Below are 15,733 nucleotides of genomic sequence, written 5' to 3' on the forward strand. Positions count from 1 at the left end.
GGTTAGCCGCAAGCCATAAGCTGCAAGCTACAAGCTTTTGTTCTGATAGCTTGTGGCTTGCAGCTTATGGCTTGTAGCTCCCAACTTGCCGCTTAAAGCTTACGGCTTGCAGCTGATCCATGAGCAACTTCTTTCAAACCAAAATAGAATACCTGCGCGGCGTGGGGCTGCAACGGGCGCAGCTGCTGCAAAAGGAGCTGAACCTGTTCACCTACGGCGACCTGATTCAGCGCTACCCCTTCCGCTACCTCGACCGCACGCAGTTCTACAACATCTGCGACCTGCACGACGACTTGCCCTACGTGCAGGTGAAAGGCATTTTGCGGGGCCGCGAAGTGCTGGGCGAAGGGCCCAAAAAGCGCATGGTAGCCAAAGTGACCGATGCCAGCGGGGAGTTGGAGCTGGTGTGGTTTAAGGGCATCAACTACCTGGAGAAGGTTATCAAGAACCACCAGGAGTACATTGTGTTCGGCAAGCCCACGATGTTCAACGGCCGCCCCCAGATGGCCCACCCCGAGCTGGAAGAAGTAACCGAGCAGAAGCCCGGCCAGAGCTACTTGCAGCCGGTGTACAACACCTCCGAAAAGCTCAAGAACTACCACCGCATCGACAGCAAGGCCATTGCCCGCATGGTGGCCGACTTGCTCAAGATTGCCCTGCCCCACGTGCACGAAACGCTGTCGGAAGACCTGATCCGGCAGTATGGGCTAATGAACAAGGCGACGGCGTTGCAGCAGATTCACTTTCCGCAAAGCACCGAGCTGCTCCAGGCGGCCCGGTTCCGGCTCAAGTTTGAGGAGCTGTTTTATGTGCAGCTTAAGCTCTTGCGCCAGAAAACCCAGCGCAAAGTGGAACTGGCCGGGCAGATTTTCAAGGAAGTGCCTACGCTGGTGCATTTCTACAAGAACGTCATGCCCTTCGACCTTACGGGGGCGCAAAAGCGGGTTATCCACGACATCTACAAGGATTTTTGCTCGGGCAAGCAGATGAACCGCCTGTTGCAGGGCGACGTAGGCTCGGGCAAAACTATTGTGGCCTTCATCAGTATGCTCATGGCCGCCGACAACGGGGCCCAGAGCTGCCTGATGGCGCCCACCGAAATTCTGGCCGACCAGCACTACACCGGCCTAAAGCAGTACGCCGACATGCTGGGCCTGAACATCGGCAAGCTCACGGGCAGTACCCGCACCGCCGAGCGGCGGGTACTGCACGAGCAGCTGCGCTCCGGCGAGATGCATATGCTGGTGGGCACCCACGCCCTGCTCGAAGATGTGGTGCAGTTCCGCAACCTGGGCCTCACCATCATGGACGAGCAGCACCGCTTTGGGGTGGCCCAGCGCTCTAAGCTCTGGCAGAAAAACCCCGACGTCATTCCGCACGTGCTAGTGATGACGGCCACGCCCATTCCGCGCACCCTGGCCATGACCCTGTACGGCGACCTGGACGTGTCGGTGATTGACGAGCTGCCGGCCGGCCGCAAGCCCATCGTAACCGTGCACCGCTACGACGCCAACCGCCTCAAGGTGTTTCAGTTCCTGCGCGACCAAATCAACCTGGGCCGGCAGGTGTACATTGTGTACCCGCTGATTGAGGAAAGCGAGGCCATGGCCGACTACAAAGACCTTATGGACGGCTACGAAAGCGTGGCCCGCGCCTTTCCGGAGTTTCAGATCAGCATTGTGCACGGGCGCATGACGGCTGGGGAAAAGGACGCCGAAATGCAACGCTTCGTGGAGCGCAAAACGCAGATTATGGTGGCGACTACCGTTATTGAGGTGGGTGTGAACGTGCCCAATGCCTCCGTGATGGTCATTGAAAGCACCGAGCGGTTTGGCCTCTCGCAGCTGCACCAGCTCCGGGGCCGGGTGGGCCGGGGCGCCGAGCAGAGCTACTGCATTCTGATGAGCGGCTACAAGCTCAGCAAAGACTCGCGCACCCGCATCGAAACTATGGTGCGCACCAACAACGGCTTTGAGATTGCCGACATTGACTTGAAGCTGCGTGGCCCCGGCGACCTGATGGGCACCCAGCAGAGCGGCGTGCTCGACCTGCTCATTGCCGACCTGGCCAAGGACGGCCGCATCCTGACCGAAAGCCGCGCCGCCGCCCAAGCCATTCTCAACGATGACCCCGGCCTGGCCAAACCCGAAAACCGCCCCATCCGCCAGCACATCGAAAGCCTGCCCGCCACGGCCGTCAACTGGAGCCGCATCAGCTAGGCGCAGAACATTGTATCACCACGGTATACGAAGGCCCCATGCTTCCTTCATCGAGGTAACATGGGGCCTTTGCAGGTGCTGACTGGACACAAAAAAGGCGACATCTGCGTCGCCTACCGAGTATCGTACTTACTTATTCAAAAGAAACTGTGGTGGTCGTTGCCGGAGCAGTAGCCTGCCACAATCGGCTGCCACTGCCCGGAACCGGGCCTTTAACAGCCGGGTGCACCGGCAATACAGAGGCGTTGCGCACGGGCACTACCAGTACCTGAGGAGCTGCTTTTGCGGTGGTAGCTTGCTTGTCTGCTTGCTTCGTTATCTTGCCGATAACGACCAAGCTAAGCATGAGAGAAAACCGGAGTAATGATTTCATAGCGGTATGCGTGTTTTGATCGGGGCGGGGGTCAGCAAATTCTACGCCAGTCCGGAGCGACGCCGTAAAATTTCTGTAAAGTTGGAGGTAAGGGGGCAGCTATGTTTCGATAGGCTTCGAATTCAAGGGTATGAGGACTTATAAGTTACCACATAATCTTTATATTATAAAATACAAAAATCCACTCGCCGTCGAGGTTAGATCCTATCGTGTTGTCTGTTCGTTTTGCAAAGTAAACGGATAGCCCCCCTAGTTGTACCATGGCTTTTGATTAAGTATGTATCAACAAATTGTTACATACCCCTTTCCTGTACGGTCCTTTTGCCCATTTGTACCGAATGCTGGTAAAGATGGGTACCTTTGGAGAGTACAGTTTTGTGCTTTAAGCTCTTTGTTCATTCAACACCCGTTTCCGTGCGTTTCTTTCTTCGTCTTGCGTCCGGCGTGGCCTTATCAGGCTGGCTTTTAGGAACAGGCCCTGCGCTGGCACAAAAGGTTAAATCCGCCGCTTTCAGCTACGTTCCGGAGAAATCCGACGACCGATATAACCAACGAATCAGCCAGAAAACCCTAGCCTTGCCAGCCGGCGGCTTTGTAGTACTGGCTCACAAATCGGCCGCGGAATATGCCGTGGAGCGGTACGATGCCGAGCTGAAGCGCCTGTGGAGCACAACGCTGCCGCTGGCCGCCGGCGAATCCATCGACGGGTTTGCCCGTAGCAGCAGCCAGGCCCTGGTTGTTGTTCACCAGAACACCGGAGCCGCGCAGCAACTATCGGCCCTGACCGTGGACCTGGGCACGGGCCAGAAGACGCCCGCCAAAAAGCTGCTAACCGCCGGCACCCGCGACCGGCGCCCCAGCGTGGCCTTTTCGCCCGACGGCTCTAAGTTGGTAGCCTGGCGCTACCTCACCCGTAACGAGCAGATCAAGGCCATCAGCGCCAGCGTGTACGACGAGAAGCTGCTGAAGCTCAAGGACCGCACCTACGACTTCCACGACCAGGGTGGGTTCTTTTCCACCACCGTGCACATCGGCAACGATGGCTCCCAGTTTGTGACCTTGGTGGGCGACGAGATGAAGAAGCTAACTGTGCGCCGCTACCGTAACGATGTGCCCGAGGTGAAGGTGATGTCGGTGTCGGTGGGGGGCACGTTCGGGGGCAAGGTGGTCAACGTGTTTGATTCGCGCTTTGCCCTGCAACCCGACAACGTGCTCTACGCCGCGGCCATTTGCAACGAGCGGCAGTCGGGCCTTTACCACAGCCTGAAGGTCGTGAAGTTTGACTTTGCCGAACAAGGCGACATGAAATTTGCCCCGGAGTTCAAGTTCACACCCGAGTACCTGGCTGAGGCGAACAAAGCCAGCGGCAGCACCGCCAAGCGCCTCGAAGACGTGTACCTGACCGACCTACTCCTCACCAACGACAAGCAGCTGGTGGTGCTGGCCGAGAAAAAGTACGAGGAAGGCGGCGACGACTCGCCCGGCCACGCGCGGGAGCTGCACCTGTTCGGCTACAACGAGTTTCTGTCGCCAGCCTGGCACAGCATTGTAGCCAAAGACCAGGTAGCACCGGCCGCCGAGGGCTTCAGCAGTATCGGCTACCGTGCCGCCGTGTTTGGGCCTGAGGTGCAGATTGTAACCTGGGAGAAGCGTAAAAACAAATCGGACCTGTACCTGCGCCGCGTGAATGCCCAAACCGGCGTGGTGCAGGAACCGAAAGGCCTGGGCCTGAACGTGGCCGCCGACCAGAACCCCTCCTACGTCAAGGACTTTACTACCTGGCTCGACGCCAAAACCCTCATCGGCGTGAGCCGCCCCAGCAAAAAATCAGCAGCCCTGATGCTGAACAAGATTGCCGTGAAGTAGAACCACGGATTAGACAGATTTTTCGGATTTCGCGGATTTAGTGCATGAGAAAAGCCGCTCTTGGTAGCAAGAGCGGCTTTTTGTACTGTAACACCAATTAGACCGTCCTGCTGAGCGCAGGCGCAGCCGTAGTCAAATCGTCTCTACCGCTTCGTCCGCACGATTGAGGTAGATGCTTCGGCAAGCAGACGCCGGATGGAGCAGGACGGCTGGTGAAGCTGTTGCTTACGGGAAGATGCCCAGGGCCTGGTAGCTGACACCTATCTTCTCAATGGCGCTGTAGAAGGCGGCGGTGCGCAGATCGGTGATGCCTTCCACGTCGTCCATCACCTTGCGGATGGAATGGTAGGCGGTAATCATGGTGTCTTCGAGGCCGGAGCGCACCAGGTCAATTTCGTCGGCGCCGTGCACGATAAGCTGGCGCTCTTCCGGGGTGAGGGTTTTGCCGGTGGTGCGCTCAATGGTTTCGACCAGGCGGCGCATGGCACTTTCCTCGGCCCGCTTGCCCATGCGCCCAAACCGCACGTTCGACAGGTTTTTCAGCCACTCAAAATAGGATACCGTTACGCCGCCAGCATTCAGGTAGAGGTCGGGCAAGATGACCACGCCACGCTCCAGCAGAATCTTTTCGGCGGCTTGGGTGGTGGGGCCGTTGGCGCCTTCAGCAATGATTTTGGCTTTGATGGCAGCCGCGTTGCCTTCGTGAATCTGGTTTTCCAGGGCCGCCGGCAGCAGCACGTCGCACTCCTGCTCCAGCAGGTCGAGGGAGTTTGGCACGTCCTGGGCGCCAGCAAAACCCAGGATGGAGCCCGTTTGCTGGCGGTGCCGGAACACGGCTTCCACATCCAAGCCGGTTTCCTGATAAATACCGCCTTCCCGCTCGGCAATGCCGGTAATCAGGGCGCCGGCCTGCTGGCAGAAGTGGGCCGCGTAGTAGCCCACGTTGCCCAACCCCTGCACAATGATGCGCTTGCCGGCAATGCCGCTGCTCAGCCCCATTTTCCGGAGCATGGGCTCGTCGAGCAGCAATTCGCGCAGGCCGTAGAACACGCCCAAGCCCGTGGCTTCGGTGCGGCCCCGGATGCCGCCCTGGCCCACTGGCTTGCCCGTCACGCAGCCCAGGGCGTTGGTGTCGCCGTACTTGAAGGTCATATAGGTGTCGGCAATCCAGGCCATTTCGCGGCTGCCGGTGCCGTAGTCGGGGGCGGGCACATCCATGCCGGGGCCGATGAGGTTTTTCTTGATTAGCTCACTGGCGTAGCGCCGCGTTACGCGCTCCAGCACGTGCTCCGGTGTAGTACGGGGGTTGATTTTAACGCCGCCTTTGGCCCCGCCAAATGGTACGTCCACGAGGGCGCACTTGAATGTCATGAGCGTAGCCAGGGCCATAACCTCTTCCTCATCCACGTACACGCTGTAGCGGATACCGCCCTTGCTGGGCAGCTTATGGTGGCTGTGCTGCACCCGAATGCCCTCGAACACCTGCACATGCCCGTCAACTTCCACCGGGAAGTTCACTTTGTAAATACTGTTGCAGACCCGAATCTGCGCCAGAATGCCGGGGTCCAGCTTAGAAAAGCTGGCCGCGTGGTCGTAGAACTGCAGTACGCTTTCGTAGAAATCCTTGCCCTTTACCTGTTCATTGGCGGTGCTCATGTGCGGTGGGGTTTACGTGGGAGTATTTCCGTGCAAACGGCAGCTGCTGGCCCTACGTTGTGCTACAAGCAAAAAGCCGCTCCCGAAACCGGAAGCGGCTTTTCTACTATCCAGACTCCCGGAATCTACAGCCGGCTACCTGCCAGTAGCGCACTGATAGAATCCGTAAAATCTGTCTGTAATCCGTTTAATCTGTGATTTAGTAGGTGTACTCGTTGGCCTGGATGAGCACGTCGGCAATGCGGCGGCGGGCTTCCTTGGCGTTGTAGAGGTCGGCTTTGGTGAAGCGCTTCAGGCCCATAGCCAGCAGGCGCTGCTCGTCGCCCTCGGTCATGGTGGCAATGGCGTCTTTGCCGAACTTGTTTACCTGGTCCACGGTATCGTAGAGGTAGACGCGGGCAATGTCAATTTGGGTGGCCAGGGCTTCTTCGCCTTTCACGCCGGCTTCTTTCTCCACGCGCAGCAGAGTGCTTTCGGCGGTGTACACCTTGATGGCCATGTCGGCAATGTTCATCAGCACTTCCTGCTCTTTGGCCAGGGAGTTCATGTACTTCTGCACCGCCGTGCCGGCTACCATCAGAATGGCCTTTTTCAGCTTCTGAATGGTTTTCTTCTCGGCCGCAAACAGGCCGGTTTCTTCTTCCAGGTTAAAGTCCGGAATGGCCATCAGCTCCTGCTGCACAGCCTGGGCCGGGCCCATCAGGTCCAGCTCGCCCTTCAGACCCTTCTTCAGGATCATGTCAACGGCCAGCATGCGGTTGATTTCGTTGGTGCCCTCGAAGATGCGGTTGATGCGCGAGTCGCGGTAGGCGCGGTCCATGGGGTAGTCGGCCGAGAAGCCGTAGCCGCCGTACACCTGTACGCCCTCATCTACTACATAATCAAGCACTTCCGAGCCCTCCACTTTCAGGATGGCGCACTCCACGGCAAACTCGCGGGCGGCACCCAGCAGGGCTTCGTTGTGGCTCTGGCCTTTGCCGAGCAGCTCCTGCTCCATGCGGAAAATGTCCATGCCCGCGCGGTAGATGGCCGATTCGACGGCATAGATGCGCACGGCCTGCTGGGCCAGCTTGTACTTGATAGCGCCGAACTTGCTGATGGGCAGCTTGAACTGCACCCGCTCGTTGGCATACTTCACGCTCAGCGTGGCGGCCATTTTGGAAGCGCCCAGACAAGCCGCGGCCAGCTTAATGCGGCCGATGTTCAGGATGTTGAAGGCAATGAGGTGGCCCTTGCCAATCTCGCCCAGCACCGCCGACTTCGGCACTTTCACGTCGGAGAGGAACACCTGACGGGTCGAGGAACCCTTGATGCCCATTTTGTGCTCCTCGTTGCCGAGGCTCAGGCCGGGCGTGTCGCGCTCCACGATGAAACCGGTGAACTGCTCCCCGTCAATCTTGGCAAACACGATGAACACATCGGCGAAGCCGCCGTTGGTAATCCACATTTTCTGGCCGTTGAGCACGTAATGCTCCCCATCTTCGGTTAATACGGCTTTGGTTTTGGCGCCGAGGGCATCGGAGCCGGAGCCGGGCTCGGTGAGGCAGTAGGCACCCATCAATTCGCCGTTGGTGAGGCCAGGCAGGTACTTGGCTTTCTGCTCATCGTTGCCGAAGTACAGAATGGGCAGCATGGCAATGCCGGTGTGGGCCGCAAAGGCCACCGGAAATGAGTGGCCGCCGCCTACGCCCTCGGTCACGCGCAGGGAGGTAGGGAAGTCCATGTCCAGCCCGCCGTATTGCTCCGGGATGCTCACCCCGAACAGGCCCAACTGACCGGCTTTTTCCATGAGGCCGCGCATCAGGCCTTCCTCGTGGTTATCGAGGCGGTCCAGCAGCGGGTTCACTTCTTTCTCCACGAAGTCCAGCGCGGTCTGGTGCATCATGTTCTGCTCCTCCGAGAATTCGGCGGGCGTAAATACGTCCTGGGCGTCGGTTTCCTTGATGATGAACTCGCCGCCTTTCACAAGCTTGTGGGTAACTTCCATGGCTGTGTGTGAGAATGTTGGGTTGGGAATCGTAAGTCGAAAGTCAGAGAAAAGTGTTCGGCTTGCCTACTATTTACAACTGAGGTAGCTGGAAGTTTTGTCGTACCGAAAGATACAAAAATTTGGTATGCTTGCCGAGTACTTTGCGAAAAGAAAACCCCGAGTGGGTCGGGGTTTTTAATATGTGTAACGCGAAGTTTCACTTCGCGACTGAGCGCACGTCAATCAAACCAACGACTCAGCCTCAGTCGCGAAATGAAACTTCGCGTTACGGTTACTTCAGCAGCTCGTAGATGCCGGCTACGCCCTGGCCGCCGCCGACGCAGGCGGTTACCATGCCGTACTTTTTGCCGCGCTGGCGCAGCTCGTGGAACAGCTGAATGCTGAGCTTGGCGCCGGAGCAGCCCAGCGGGTGGCCCAGGGCAATGGCGCCGCCGTTCACGTTCAGCTTGCTTTCGTCGATGCCCAGCTCGCGCACGACAGCAATGCTCTGGGAGGCAAACGCCTCATTCAGCTCAATCAGGTCGATGTCGTCGAGCTTCATGCCGGCTTGCTTGAGGGCTTTCGGCACGGCCTTGATGGGGCCCATGCCCATGATGCGCGGGTCGATGCCTTCGGTGGCGTAGGTCACCATACGGGCCACGGGTTCCAGGTTCAGCTCCTTCACCATGCGCTCCGACATAACCAGCACGAAGGCCGCGCCGTCGGAAGTCTGGGAGGAGTTGCCGGCCGTGACGGTGCCATTGGCGGCAAACACGGGTTTCAGCTTGCCCAGGGCTTCTACCGAGGTATCGGCGCGGGGGCCTTCGTCGGTGTCTACCACGTAGGAGCGGGTTTTCTTTTTGCCGGTGGCCTGGTCGAGGTAGGTTTCTTCGACCGTGATGGGCACGATTTGCTCTTTGAACTTGCCTTCCTGAATTGCTTTGATAGCTTTCTGGTGGGAGTTGTAGGAGAACTGGTCCTGGTCTTCGCGGCTGATTTTGTAATCCTGGGCTACGGCTTCGGCGGTGAGGCCCATACCCAGGTAGTAGTTGGGGTGCTGCTGGGCCAGCTTGTAGTTGGGCACTGTTTTCCAGCCCACCGTGGGCACTAGGCTCATGCTTTCGGTGCCGCCGGCCACGATGCAGTCCGCCATGCCGGCCGAGATTTTGCCGGCGGCCATAGCAATGGTTTCCACCCCGGAGCCACAGTAGCGGTTCACGATGAGGCCCGACACGTTCATGGGCAGGGCCAGCAGGGAAATCAGCCGGCCCATTTGCAAGCCTTGCTCGGCCTCGGGCACGGCATTGCCCACGATTACGTCGTCGATGCGGGCGGGGTCGAGTTGGGGCACGGAGGCCACCAGGTGCTTGATGACATCGGCGGCGAGGTCATCGGGGCGGGTGAAGCGGAAACCGCCGCGGGTGGCTTTGCCCACCGCGGTTCTATATCCAGCAACTATGTATGCATTCATGATTTGTTGAGTCTGTGAAACCTCACCCCCTAGCCCCCTCTCCAAAAGAGAGGGGGAACTAGCGCTAGACTAGTTTCTAAGCCGGATTAGGTCAGTGTAGTTTATTTCTAAATGACTTTCAGCACCCAACTAGTTCTAGAATTAGAGCTAGTTCCCCCTCTCTTTTGGAGAGGGGGCTAGGGGGTGGGGTCCTAATTTCGCAGCGGCTTGCCCGTGGTCAGAATCGACTGAATTCGTTCCAGCGTCTTCCGCTCACCGCACAGCGAGAGGAAGGCTTCGCGCTCCAGGTCCAGCAGGTACTGCTCCGATACTTCGGTGGGCGCCGACAGGTCGCCGCCGCACATGACGTAAGCCAGTTTGTTGGCAATTTTCACGTCGTGGTCCGAAATGTAGCGGCCTTCCTTCATGGCGTGTACGCCGGTCAGGAACATGCCGAGGGCGCCTTTGCCGTGCACCTTGATGTTGGTCTTCTGCACCGGCATGGTGTAGCCGTCTTCAGCTAGCTCAATGGCGGCTTGCTTGGCTTCGGCAATGACGCGGCTACCATTCACCACAATTTCGTCGCCGTGACGCAGGAAACCCAGGTCTTCGGCTTCAGCGGCTGAGGTCGAGACTTTGGCGGTGCTGATGGTGACGAAGGTGTTGCGGATGAGGTTGAATTCCGGTTCGCCTTCTTCGTACTTGGCCGCGGTGCGCAAGGTCATTTCCTTGGTGCCGCCGCCAGCCGGAATCAGGCCCACGCCGAATTCCACTAGGCCCATGTAGGTTTCGGCGGCGGCTACTACCCGGTCGCAGTGCAGATTCAACTCGCAACCGCCGCCCAGGGCCAGGCCGTGCGGGGCGCCCACCACCGGAATGGAGCTGTAGCGCATGCGCATCATGGCCTGCTGGAACTGGGCAATCATCAGGTTCAGCTCGTCGTACTCCTGATCCAGCGCAAACATGTACACCAAACCCAGGTTGGCGCCGGCCGAGAAGTTGGGCCCGTCGTTGCCAACTACCAGGCCGCGGAAGTCCTTTTCCGCCAACTCCACACCTTTCAGCAACCCCTGAATGACATCGGAGCCCAGGGAGTTCATCTTGGAGTGGAACTCCACGTTCAGGATACCGTCGCCGAGGTCGATGACCGAGGCGCCAGCGTTTTTCCACAGCACTTTGCCAGTGGCGCGCAGGTTGTCGAGGATGACGAAGTTCTCAACGCCCGGAATGGCTTTGTAGCTCTTCGACTCGATGTCGTAGAACTGCTTTACGCCTTGCTCACTCACTTTATAAAAGGAAGAGTGGCCGGCGGCCAGCATTTCCTGCACCCAGGGCGCTACGGTTTTGCCTTCGGCTTGAGCTAATTCTAAGCCTTTTTGCACGCCCAGCGCGTCCCAGGTTTCAAACGGGCCCATTTCCCAGCCGAAGCCGGCGCGCAGGGCGTCGTCAATCTTGTACAGGGCGTCGGTGATTTCCGGAATCCGGTTGCTGACGTAGGCAAACAGGCCAGCGAAGGTTTTGCGGTAGAAGTCGGCGGCTTTGTCTTTGCCCGCCACCAGTACCTTAAACCGGTCGGCCAGCTTCTCGATGGGCTTGGTGGTTTCCAGCGTGGCAAACTTCACCTTCTGGCTGGGCTTGTACTCCAGCGTGTTCAGGTCCAGGGCCTGGATTTCCGACTTGCCGCCTTCGCCGCGCACTTTCTTGTAGAAGCCCTGACCGGTTTTGTCGCCCAGCCATTTGTTTTCGCCCATTTTCTTGAGGAAGTCGGGCAATTGGAAAGCGTCTTTGGCTTCGTCGTTGGGCAGGTTTTGGGCCAGGCCGTTGGCTACGTTCATCAGCGTGTCCAGCCCCACCACGTCCGAAGTACGGAAGGTGGCCGACTTGGCGTGGCCGATAACCGGGCCGGTGAGCTTGTCGACTTCTTCTACTGTGAGGCCCAGTTGGCTCATCACTTGCAGCACGTCCATGATGGCAAACACGCCCACGCGGTTGGCAATGAAGGCTGGGGTGTCCTTGGCCAGCACCGTGGTTTTGCCCAGGTACAGGTCGCCGTAGTGCATCAGGAAATCCACGATGGCCGGGTCGGTGGCCGGAGTCGGGATGATTTCGAGCAGCTTCAGGTAGCGCGGCGGGTTGAAGAAGTGCGTGCCACAGAAGTGCCGCTTGAAGTCGTCGGAGCGGCCTTCCGTCATCATATGAATCGGGATGCCGCTGGTGTTGGAGGTGATGAGCGTGCCGGGCTTGCGGAACTGCTCCACGCGCTCAAACAGGCTTTTCTTGATGTCCAGGCGTTCCACTACTACCTCAATCGTCCAGTCGCAGCCGGCAATGTCCTTGAGGTTGTCGTCGAAGTTGCCGGTTTTGATGCGGCTTACCTCGCTTTTGCGGTACAGCGGCGAGGGGTTGGCGGCCACGGTAGCCTGCAATGAGCTGTTCACGATGCGGTTTTTTACCGCCGGCGAATCCAGCTTCAGGCCTTTCTTTTCCTCGTCGGGCGTGAGTTCCTTGGGCGCAATGTCGAGCAGCAGCACCTGCACACCGATGTTGGCGAAATGGCACGCAATGCGCGAGCCCATCACCCCGGAGCCCAGGACGGCTACTTTCTTGATGGTACGGTTCATTCTTGGGGAGGAATGAGGTGGGAAATAAGTTGGTTTTTGGTTTGTAGTTGGTGGTTTTTGGCTCGTGGCTTCGGACGTTGAACCGAGGCCACGAGCCAACAACCAAAAACCCCTTAAGCCGCCGACTGCTCGGAGCGCAGGGGTTTCAGTTTGAAATCCTCGAAGAGGGTTTTGCCTTCAATCATACCCGTAATCTGGCTGACTACCTTAAACAGCACCTCCAGCTCGTGCTGCGGGATTTTCTCACGCACCTTCTGGTTGAAGTGGCGCACGGTCTGGCGCGAAACTTCCTTTTTGCGCAGCCCCTCTTCGGTCAGGAAAATGCGCACCGAGCGTTTGTCGAGCTGGTCGGCCTGCTTGTAGATGAGGCCTTTCTCCTCCATGCTTCGCAGAATGCGCGTAAGGCTGCGGGTTTCCAGGCCCAGCAGGGGCGCAATCTTGGTGGCCGGCGTCCCGTTTTGCTGGTCGATGTTCAGCAGCACAAAGCCGATGCTGGTGGTAATGTCGTGCTTGGCGGCCTGCGTATTGTACATGCGCGAAATGGCGTGCCAGGCAACTTTGATATTATAATCGACGGTTTCTTCGGGTGTCATGAGCGGGGCAAAGCAAGTCCGGTAAACATACAGAAATATGTTATGCTTGCATACTAAGTTACGTGAAAAAAGTTTGGGGGAAGAGCCTGCCTAGCCGGCAGTTCCTCCCCCAAGCTGCTCGCACTCAGCAAACTCGGCTAGGGAACCACAAACGGTACCACTACTGAGGCTGGGCCAAGGCCAACGGGTGTGGTGCGACCCGTGGCCGGGTCTATCATGGAGAGGAATGAGCTAGGCAGTGCGTGTAGGACGGCGTAGGCCGTACTACCCGATGCCAGCCCTAAGCTGTTCAACACCGCTCGGTTGAACGTTACGACGCCGGTTGACGAAGAGTTGAATGATGAAGAGCTAAATGTGGTGTTAGCATACCATGTACCAGTGATAGACGACACGCTGGAGCTATTGCCCACAAATGCCACGTAGCGGTGGAAAGTGCCACTGGGGGGAGCAGCGTTATTTACAATGTTGAACTGGATGCTAACCGTGCCGCTGCCCGCAAAGGAAGAGGATACGAACGGGTTGGTAATCCGGCTCGAAGACGGCTGGGTCAAAGTTGACGTGAAAGCAAATGTGGGCTGCTCGCCCCCAACGTGCGCTACGCTGAGCCGCTTGAATGCACTAACGTCTTGGCGGGCGAAGGCTATGTTGTAGGTGCCGGCCCGCAAGCCCGTAAATTCATAGCGCCCATTGGCATCGGAAGCAGTGGTCCGCTGGGGCGTAATACCTTCCAGCGTTACGTTCACACCGCTTTTGGACACAGGGTTACCAAACTCGTCCACTGGGTTAACGAAACCAACCAAATTTCCGGTCATGGACTGGCTGGCGGGGGTAGGGTCATCTTTTCCTTCACAACCAGCCAGCAACACTGTGGCACAAAAGGACAAGAGGAACTGAGTAAAATTTCTCATGTAGAGAGAATAGGAGTAGAAAATTAAAACCAAGCAATATTATCTAGCTCACGGCGGACATCTATGATTCTTCGACCAACGAGCATTTTCCTCGGTGTATAAATCAAACAGCCCCATCAAACGACGGGGCTGTTGACACTCTTACTTAGAATATTCCTGGCTACCGCTCCACGGCTTGGTGGTACAGGCTTTCGATGATGTCCTTGTTGTTTTCGGAAATCATCTTGCGCTTCACCTTCATGGTGGGCGTCATTTCGCCGGTTTCTACGGTCCAGAGCGTGGGCAGCAGGGCTATTTTCTTTACCTGCTCCCACTGCGCGAAGCCACCATTGTATTTCTGCACCAGCTCCTCGTACATCTTGACCACTTTAGGGTTCTTGATGAGGTCTTCGTTGGAGCCGTTGGCGTCGATGCCGTTGCGCTTGCACCAGCCTTTCAGGTCGTCGAAGGACGGGATGATGAGGGCCGCGGGAAACTTCTGCCCGTCGCCGACCACCATGCACTGCTCCACCAGCGGCGACTCTTTCAGCTTGCCTTCAATTACCTGCGGAGCAATGTACTTGCCGCCCGAGGTCTTGAACATCTCCTTTTTGCGGTCGGTGATTTTCAGGAAGCGGCCATCCACAATTTCCCCGATGTCGCCGGTGTGGAACCAGCCTTCGGCGTCAAATACCTCGGCCGTTTGCTCGGGCTTGTTGTAATAGCCCTTCATCACCGACTCCGACTTGGTGAGAATCTCGCCGTCGGCGGCAATCTTCACCTCGGTGTTGTCGATGATGGGGCCCACGGTGCCAATTAGGTTGTTTTCGGGCTCAAAGCCGCCCACGGCAATAACCGGCGAGGTTTCGGTGAGGCCGTAGCCCTCCATTACCCGGATGCCGGCGGCCCAGAACACGCGCGCCAGGCGCGGCTGCAAGGCCCCACCCCCACTCACGATGCAGCGCAGGTTGTTACCCAGGGCTTCGCGCCACTTATTGAAGATGAGCTTGTTGGCCAGGGCCAGCTGGGTGTTGTAGAAGAAGCCGTGGTCTTTCTGGGTGTCGTACTTGAGGCCCAGGTCCAGGGCCCAGAAGAACAGGTTTTTCTTGACGCCTTCCAGGGTGTGGCCCTTGGCTACAATCTTGTCGTACACCTTCTCGAGCAGGCGCGGCACGGTGGTGAAGATTTCGGGCTTCACCTCGCGCAGGTTGTCGGCAATGGTTTCCATGCTCTCGGCGTAGTAAATGCTCACGCCGTTGATCAGGTAGAGGTGAGTTACCATTCGCTCAAAGATGTGGCAGAGCGGCAGGAAACTCAGGGCCTTATCGTTGTTGCTGACGGGCACAAAGGGCTGCGAGTTGCGGCAGTTGCTGAGGATGTTGTTGTGGGTCAGCATCACGCCTTTGGGCTGGCCGGTGGTGCCCGAGGTGTAGATGAGCGTCAAGAGGTCGTCGGGCTGCACGGCGGCTTTGAGCGGCTCCAGGTCCTGGGGGTTGCCTTGCTGGCCCAGAGCCAGCAGCTCGGAAAAGTGGCGCGCGTCGGGCAGCTGGTCGAAGGTGAAGACGTTTTCGGCGGGAATGTCCAGCCCTTCAGTGGCTTCGCGCACCTTGTCCAGCAGCTTCTGGTCCGACACCAGAATGGCCTTCACGCCGGCATCCCGGAAGATGTACTTGTAGTCTTCGACCGTAATGCTGGGGTACATGGGCACGCTGGTGGCCCCGAGCTGGGCAATGCCGAAGTCGGAAATCATCCATTCCGGCCGGTTCATCGAAATCAGGGCTACTTTGTCGCCGCGGCCAATGCCGAGCTGGCGCAGGCCTAGGCTTACCTGGTTGGCTTGCCGCACCACCTCATCGGTGCTTAGGGGCGTCCACTGCCCGTTGACTTTGGCGGCGAAGCAGTCCGGTTTGTTGTACTTCTGCTCTAGATGAGGCAGAATGTCGAAGGTGCGGCGAATGTCCATGCGGAGAGAGGGCACTTGGTGGGTGGGCAAATGTACGGGGGCCGATGCCGCCAGCGACTGAAAAAAGCAACTGGACGGGAAAACAGCTTAAATAACTACTTTTTTCCGAGGAAAGTCTAGTTCAGGGGCCAAAACG

Annotated in this window: 9 protein-coding genes; 2 read left to right on the forward strand and 7 right to left on the reverse strand. The window is 58.0% G+C overall.

Translation table 11 applies throughout. From position 1 onward, the window contains the following. The first annotated feature begins 119 nt into the window (after nucleotides 1-119). Both recG and OIS53_RS12445 read left to right on the forward strand, forming a co-directional pair. Nucleotides 120-2,219: an ATP-dependent DNA helicase RecG gene (gene recG / locus OIS53_RS12440; RefSeq protein ID WP_264678896.1), complete on the forward strand. Its 2,100-nt coding sequence runs from the start codon at nucleotides 120-122 to the stop codon at nucleotides 2,217-2,219. A gap of 949 nt (nucleotides 2,220-3,168) precedes the next feature. After that, complete coding sequence (locus tag OIS53_RS12445) at nucleotides 3,169-4,458, forward strand: hypothetical protein (RefSeq protein WP_264678897.1); 1,290 nt, start codon at nucleotides 3,169-3,171, stop codon at nucleotides 4,456-4,458. A 225-nt stretch (nucleotides 4,459-4,683) separates the two neighbouring features. On the opposite strand, the gene OIS53_RS12450 is transcribed toward OIS53_RS12445, so the two are convergent. The 7 genes from OIS53_RS12450 to OIS53_RS12480 all read right to left on the reverse strand — a co-directional run bounded on the left by OIS53_RS12450 (nucleotide 4,684) and on the right by OIS53_RS12480 (nucleotide 15,612). Beyond that, nucleotides 4,684-6,114: a Glu/Leu/Phe/Val family dehydrogenase gene (locus tag OIS53_RS12450; protein WP_264678898.1), complete on the reverse strand. Its 1,431-nt coding sequence runs from the start codon at nucleotides 6,112-6,114 to the stop codon at nucleotides 4,684-4,686. A gap of 199 nt (nucleotides 6,115-6,313) precedes the next feature. Continuing rightward, nucleotides 6,314-8,101 carry an acyl-CoA dehydrogenase family protein gene (locus tag OIS53_RS12455; protein WP_264678899.1) on the reverse strand — a complete coding sequence of 596 codons (1,788 nt, stop codon included), beginning with the start codon at nucleotides 8,099-8,101 and terminating at the stop codon, nucleotides 6,314-6,316. A gap of 274 nt (nucleotides 8,102-8,375) precedes the next feature. Beyond that, nucleotides 8,376-9,554 (reverse strand): acetyl-CoA C-acyltransferase, encoded by a 1,179-nt coding sequence (locus tag OIS53_RS12460; protein ID WP_264678900.1) that lies wholly within the window; start codon nucleotides 9,552-9,554, stop codon nucleotides 8,376-8,378. Nucleotides 9,555-9,745: 191 nt separating this feature from the next. Beyond that, on the reverse strand, nucleotides 9,746-12,154 hold the full coding sequence (locus OIS53_RS12465) for a 3-hydroxyacyl-CoA dehydrogenase/enoyl-CoA hydratase family protein (RefSeq protein WP_264678901.1): 2,409 nt from the start codon (nucleotides 12,152-12,154) through the stop codon (nucleotides 9,746-9,748). Nucleotides 12,155-12,267: 113 nt separating this feature from the next. Then, nucleotides 12,268-12,747, reverse strand: a complete 480-nt coding sequence (locus OIS53_RS12470; RefSeq protein ID WP_264678902.1) for a MarR family winged helix-turn-helix transcriptional regulator — start codon at nucleotides 12,745-12,747, stop codon at nucleotides 12,268-12,270. Between the two features lie 137 nt (nucleotides 12,748-12,884). Continuing rightward, nucleotides 12,885-13,655 carry a carboxypeptidase-like regulatory domain-containing protein gene (locus OIS53_RS12475; protein ID WP_264678903.1) on the reverse strand — a complete coding sequence of 257 codons (771 nt, stop codon included), beginning with the start codon at nucleotides 13,653-13,655 and terminating at the stop codon, nucleotides 12,885-12,887. 160 nt (nucleotides 13,656-13,815) lie between these two features. Further along, nucleotides 13,816-15,612, reverse strand: a complete 1,797-nt coding sequence (locus OIS53_RS12480; RefSeq protein ID WP_319805457.1) for an AMP-dependent synthetase/ligase — start codon at nucleotides 15,610-15,612, stop codon at nucleotides 13,816-13,818. Between the last annotated feature and the right edge of the window lie 121 nt (nucleotides 15,613-15,733).

It is taken from the genome of Hymenobacter sp. YIM 151500-1 (assembly GCF_025979885.1).
Lineage (GTDB): Bacteria > Bacteroidota > Bacteroidia > Cytophagales > Hymenobacteraceae > Hymenobacter.

Coding starts and splice junctions, on each gene's coding strand:
- OIS53_RS12465 (WP_264678901.1), bottom strand. CDS start 12,154: ATGAACCGTACCATCAAGAAAGTAGCCGTCCTGGGCTCCGGGGTGATG.
- OIS53_RS12455 (WP_264678899.1), bottom strand. CDS start 8,101: ATGGAAGTTACCCACAAGCTTGTGAAAGGCGGCGAGTTCATCATCAAG.
- OIS53_RS12460 (WP_264678900.1), bottom strand. CDS start 9,554: ATGAATGCATACATAGTTGCTGGATATAGAACCGCGGTGGGCAAAGCC.
- recG (WP_264678896.1), top strand. CDS start 120: ATGAGCAACTTCTTTCAAACCAAAATAGAATACCTGCGCGGCGTGGGG.
- OIS53_RS12450 (WP_264678898.1), bottom strand. CDS start 6,114: ATGAGCACCGCCAATGAACAGGTAAAGGGCAAGGATTTCTACGAAAGC.
- OIS53_RS12470 (WP_264678902.1), bottom strand. CDS start 12,747: ATGACACCCGAAGAAACCGTCGATTATAATATCAAAGTTGCCTGGCAC.
- OIS53_RS12475 (WP_264678903.1), bottom strand. CDS start 13,655: ATGAGAAATTTTACTCAGTTCCTCTTGTCCTTTTGTGCCACAGTGTTG.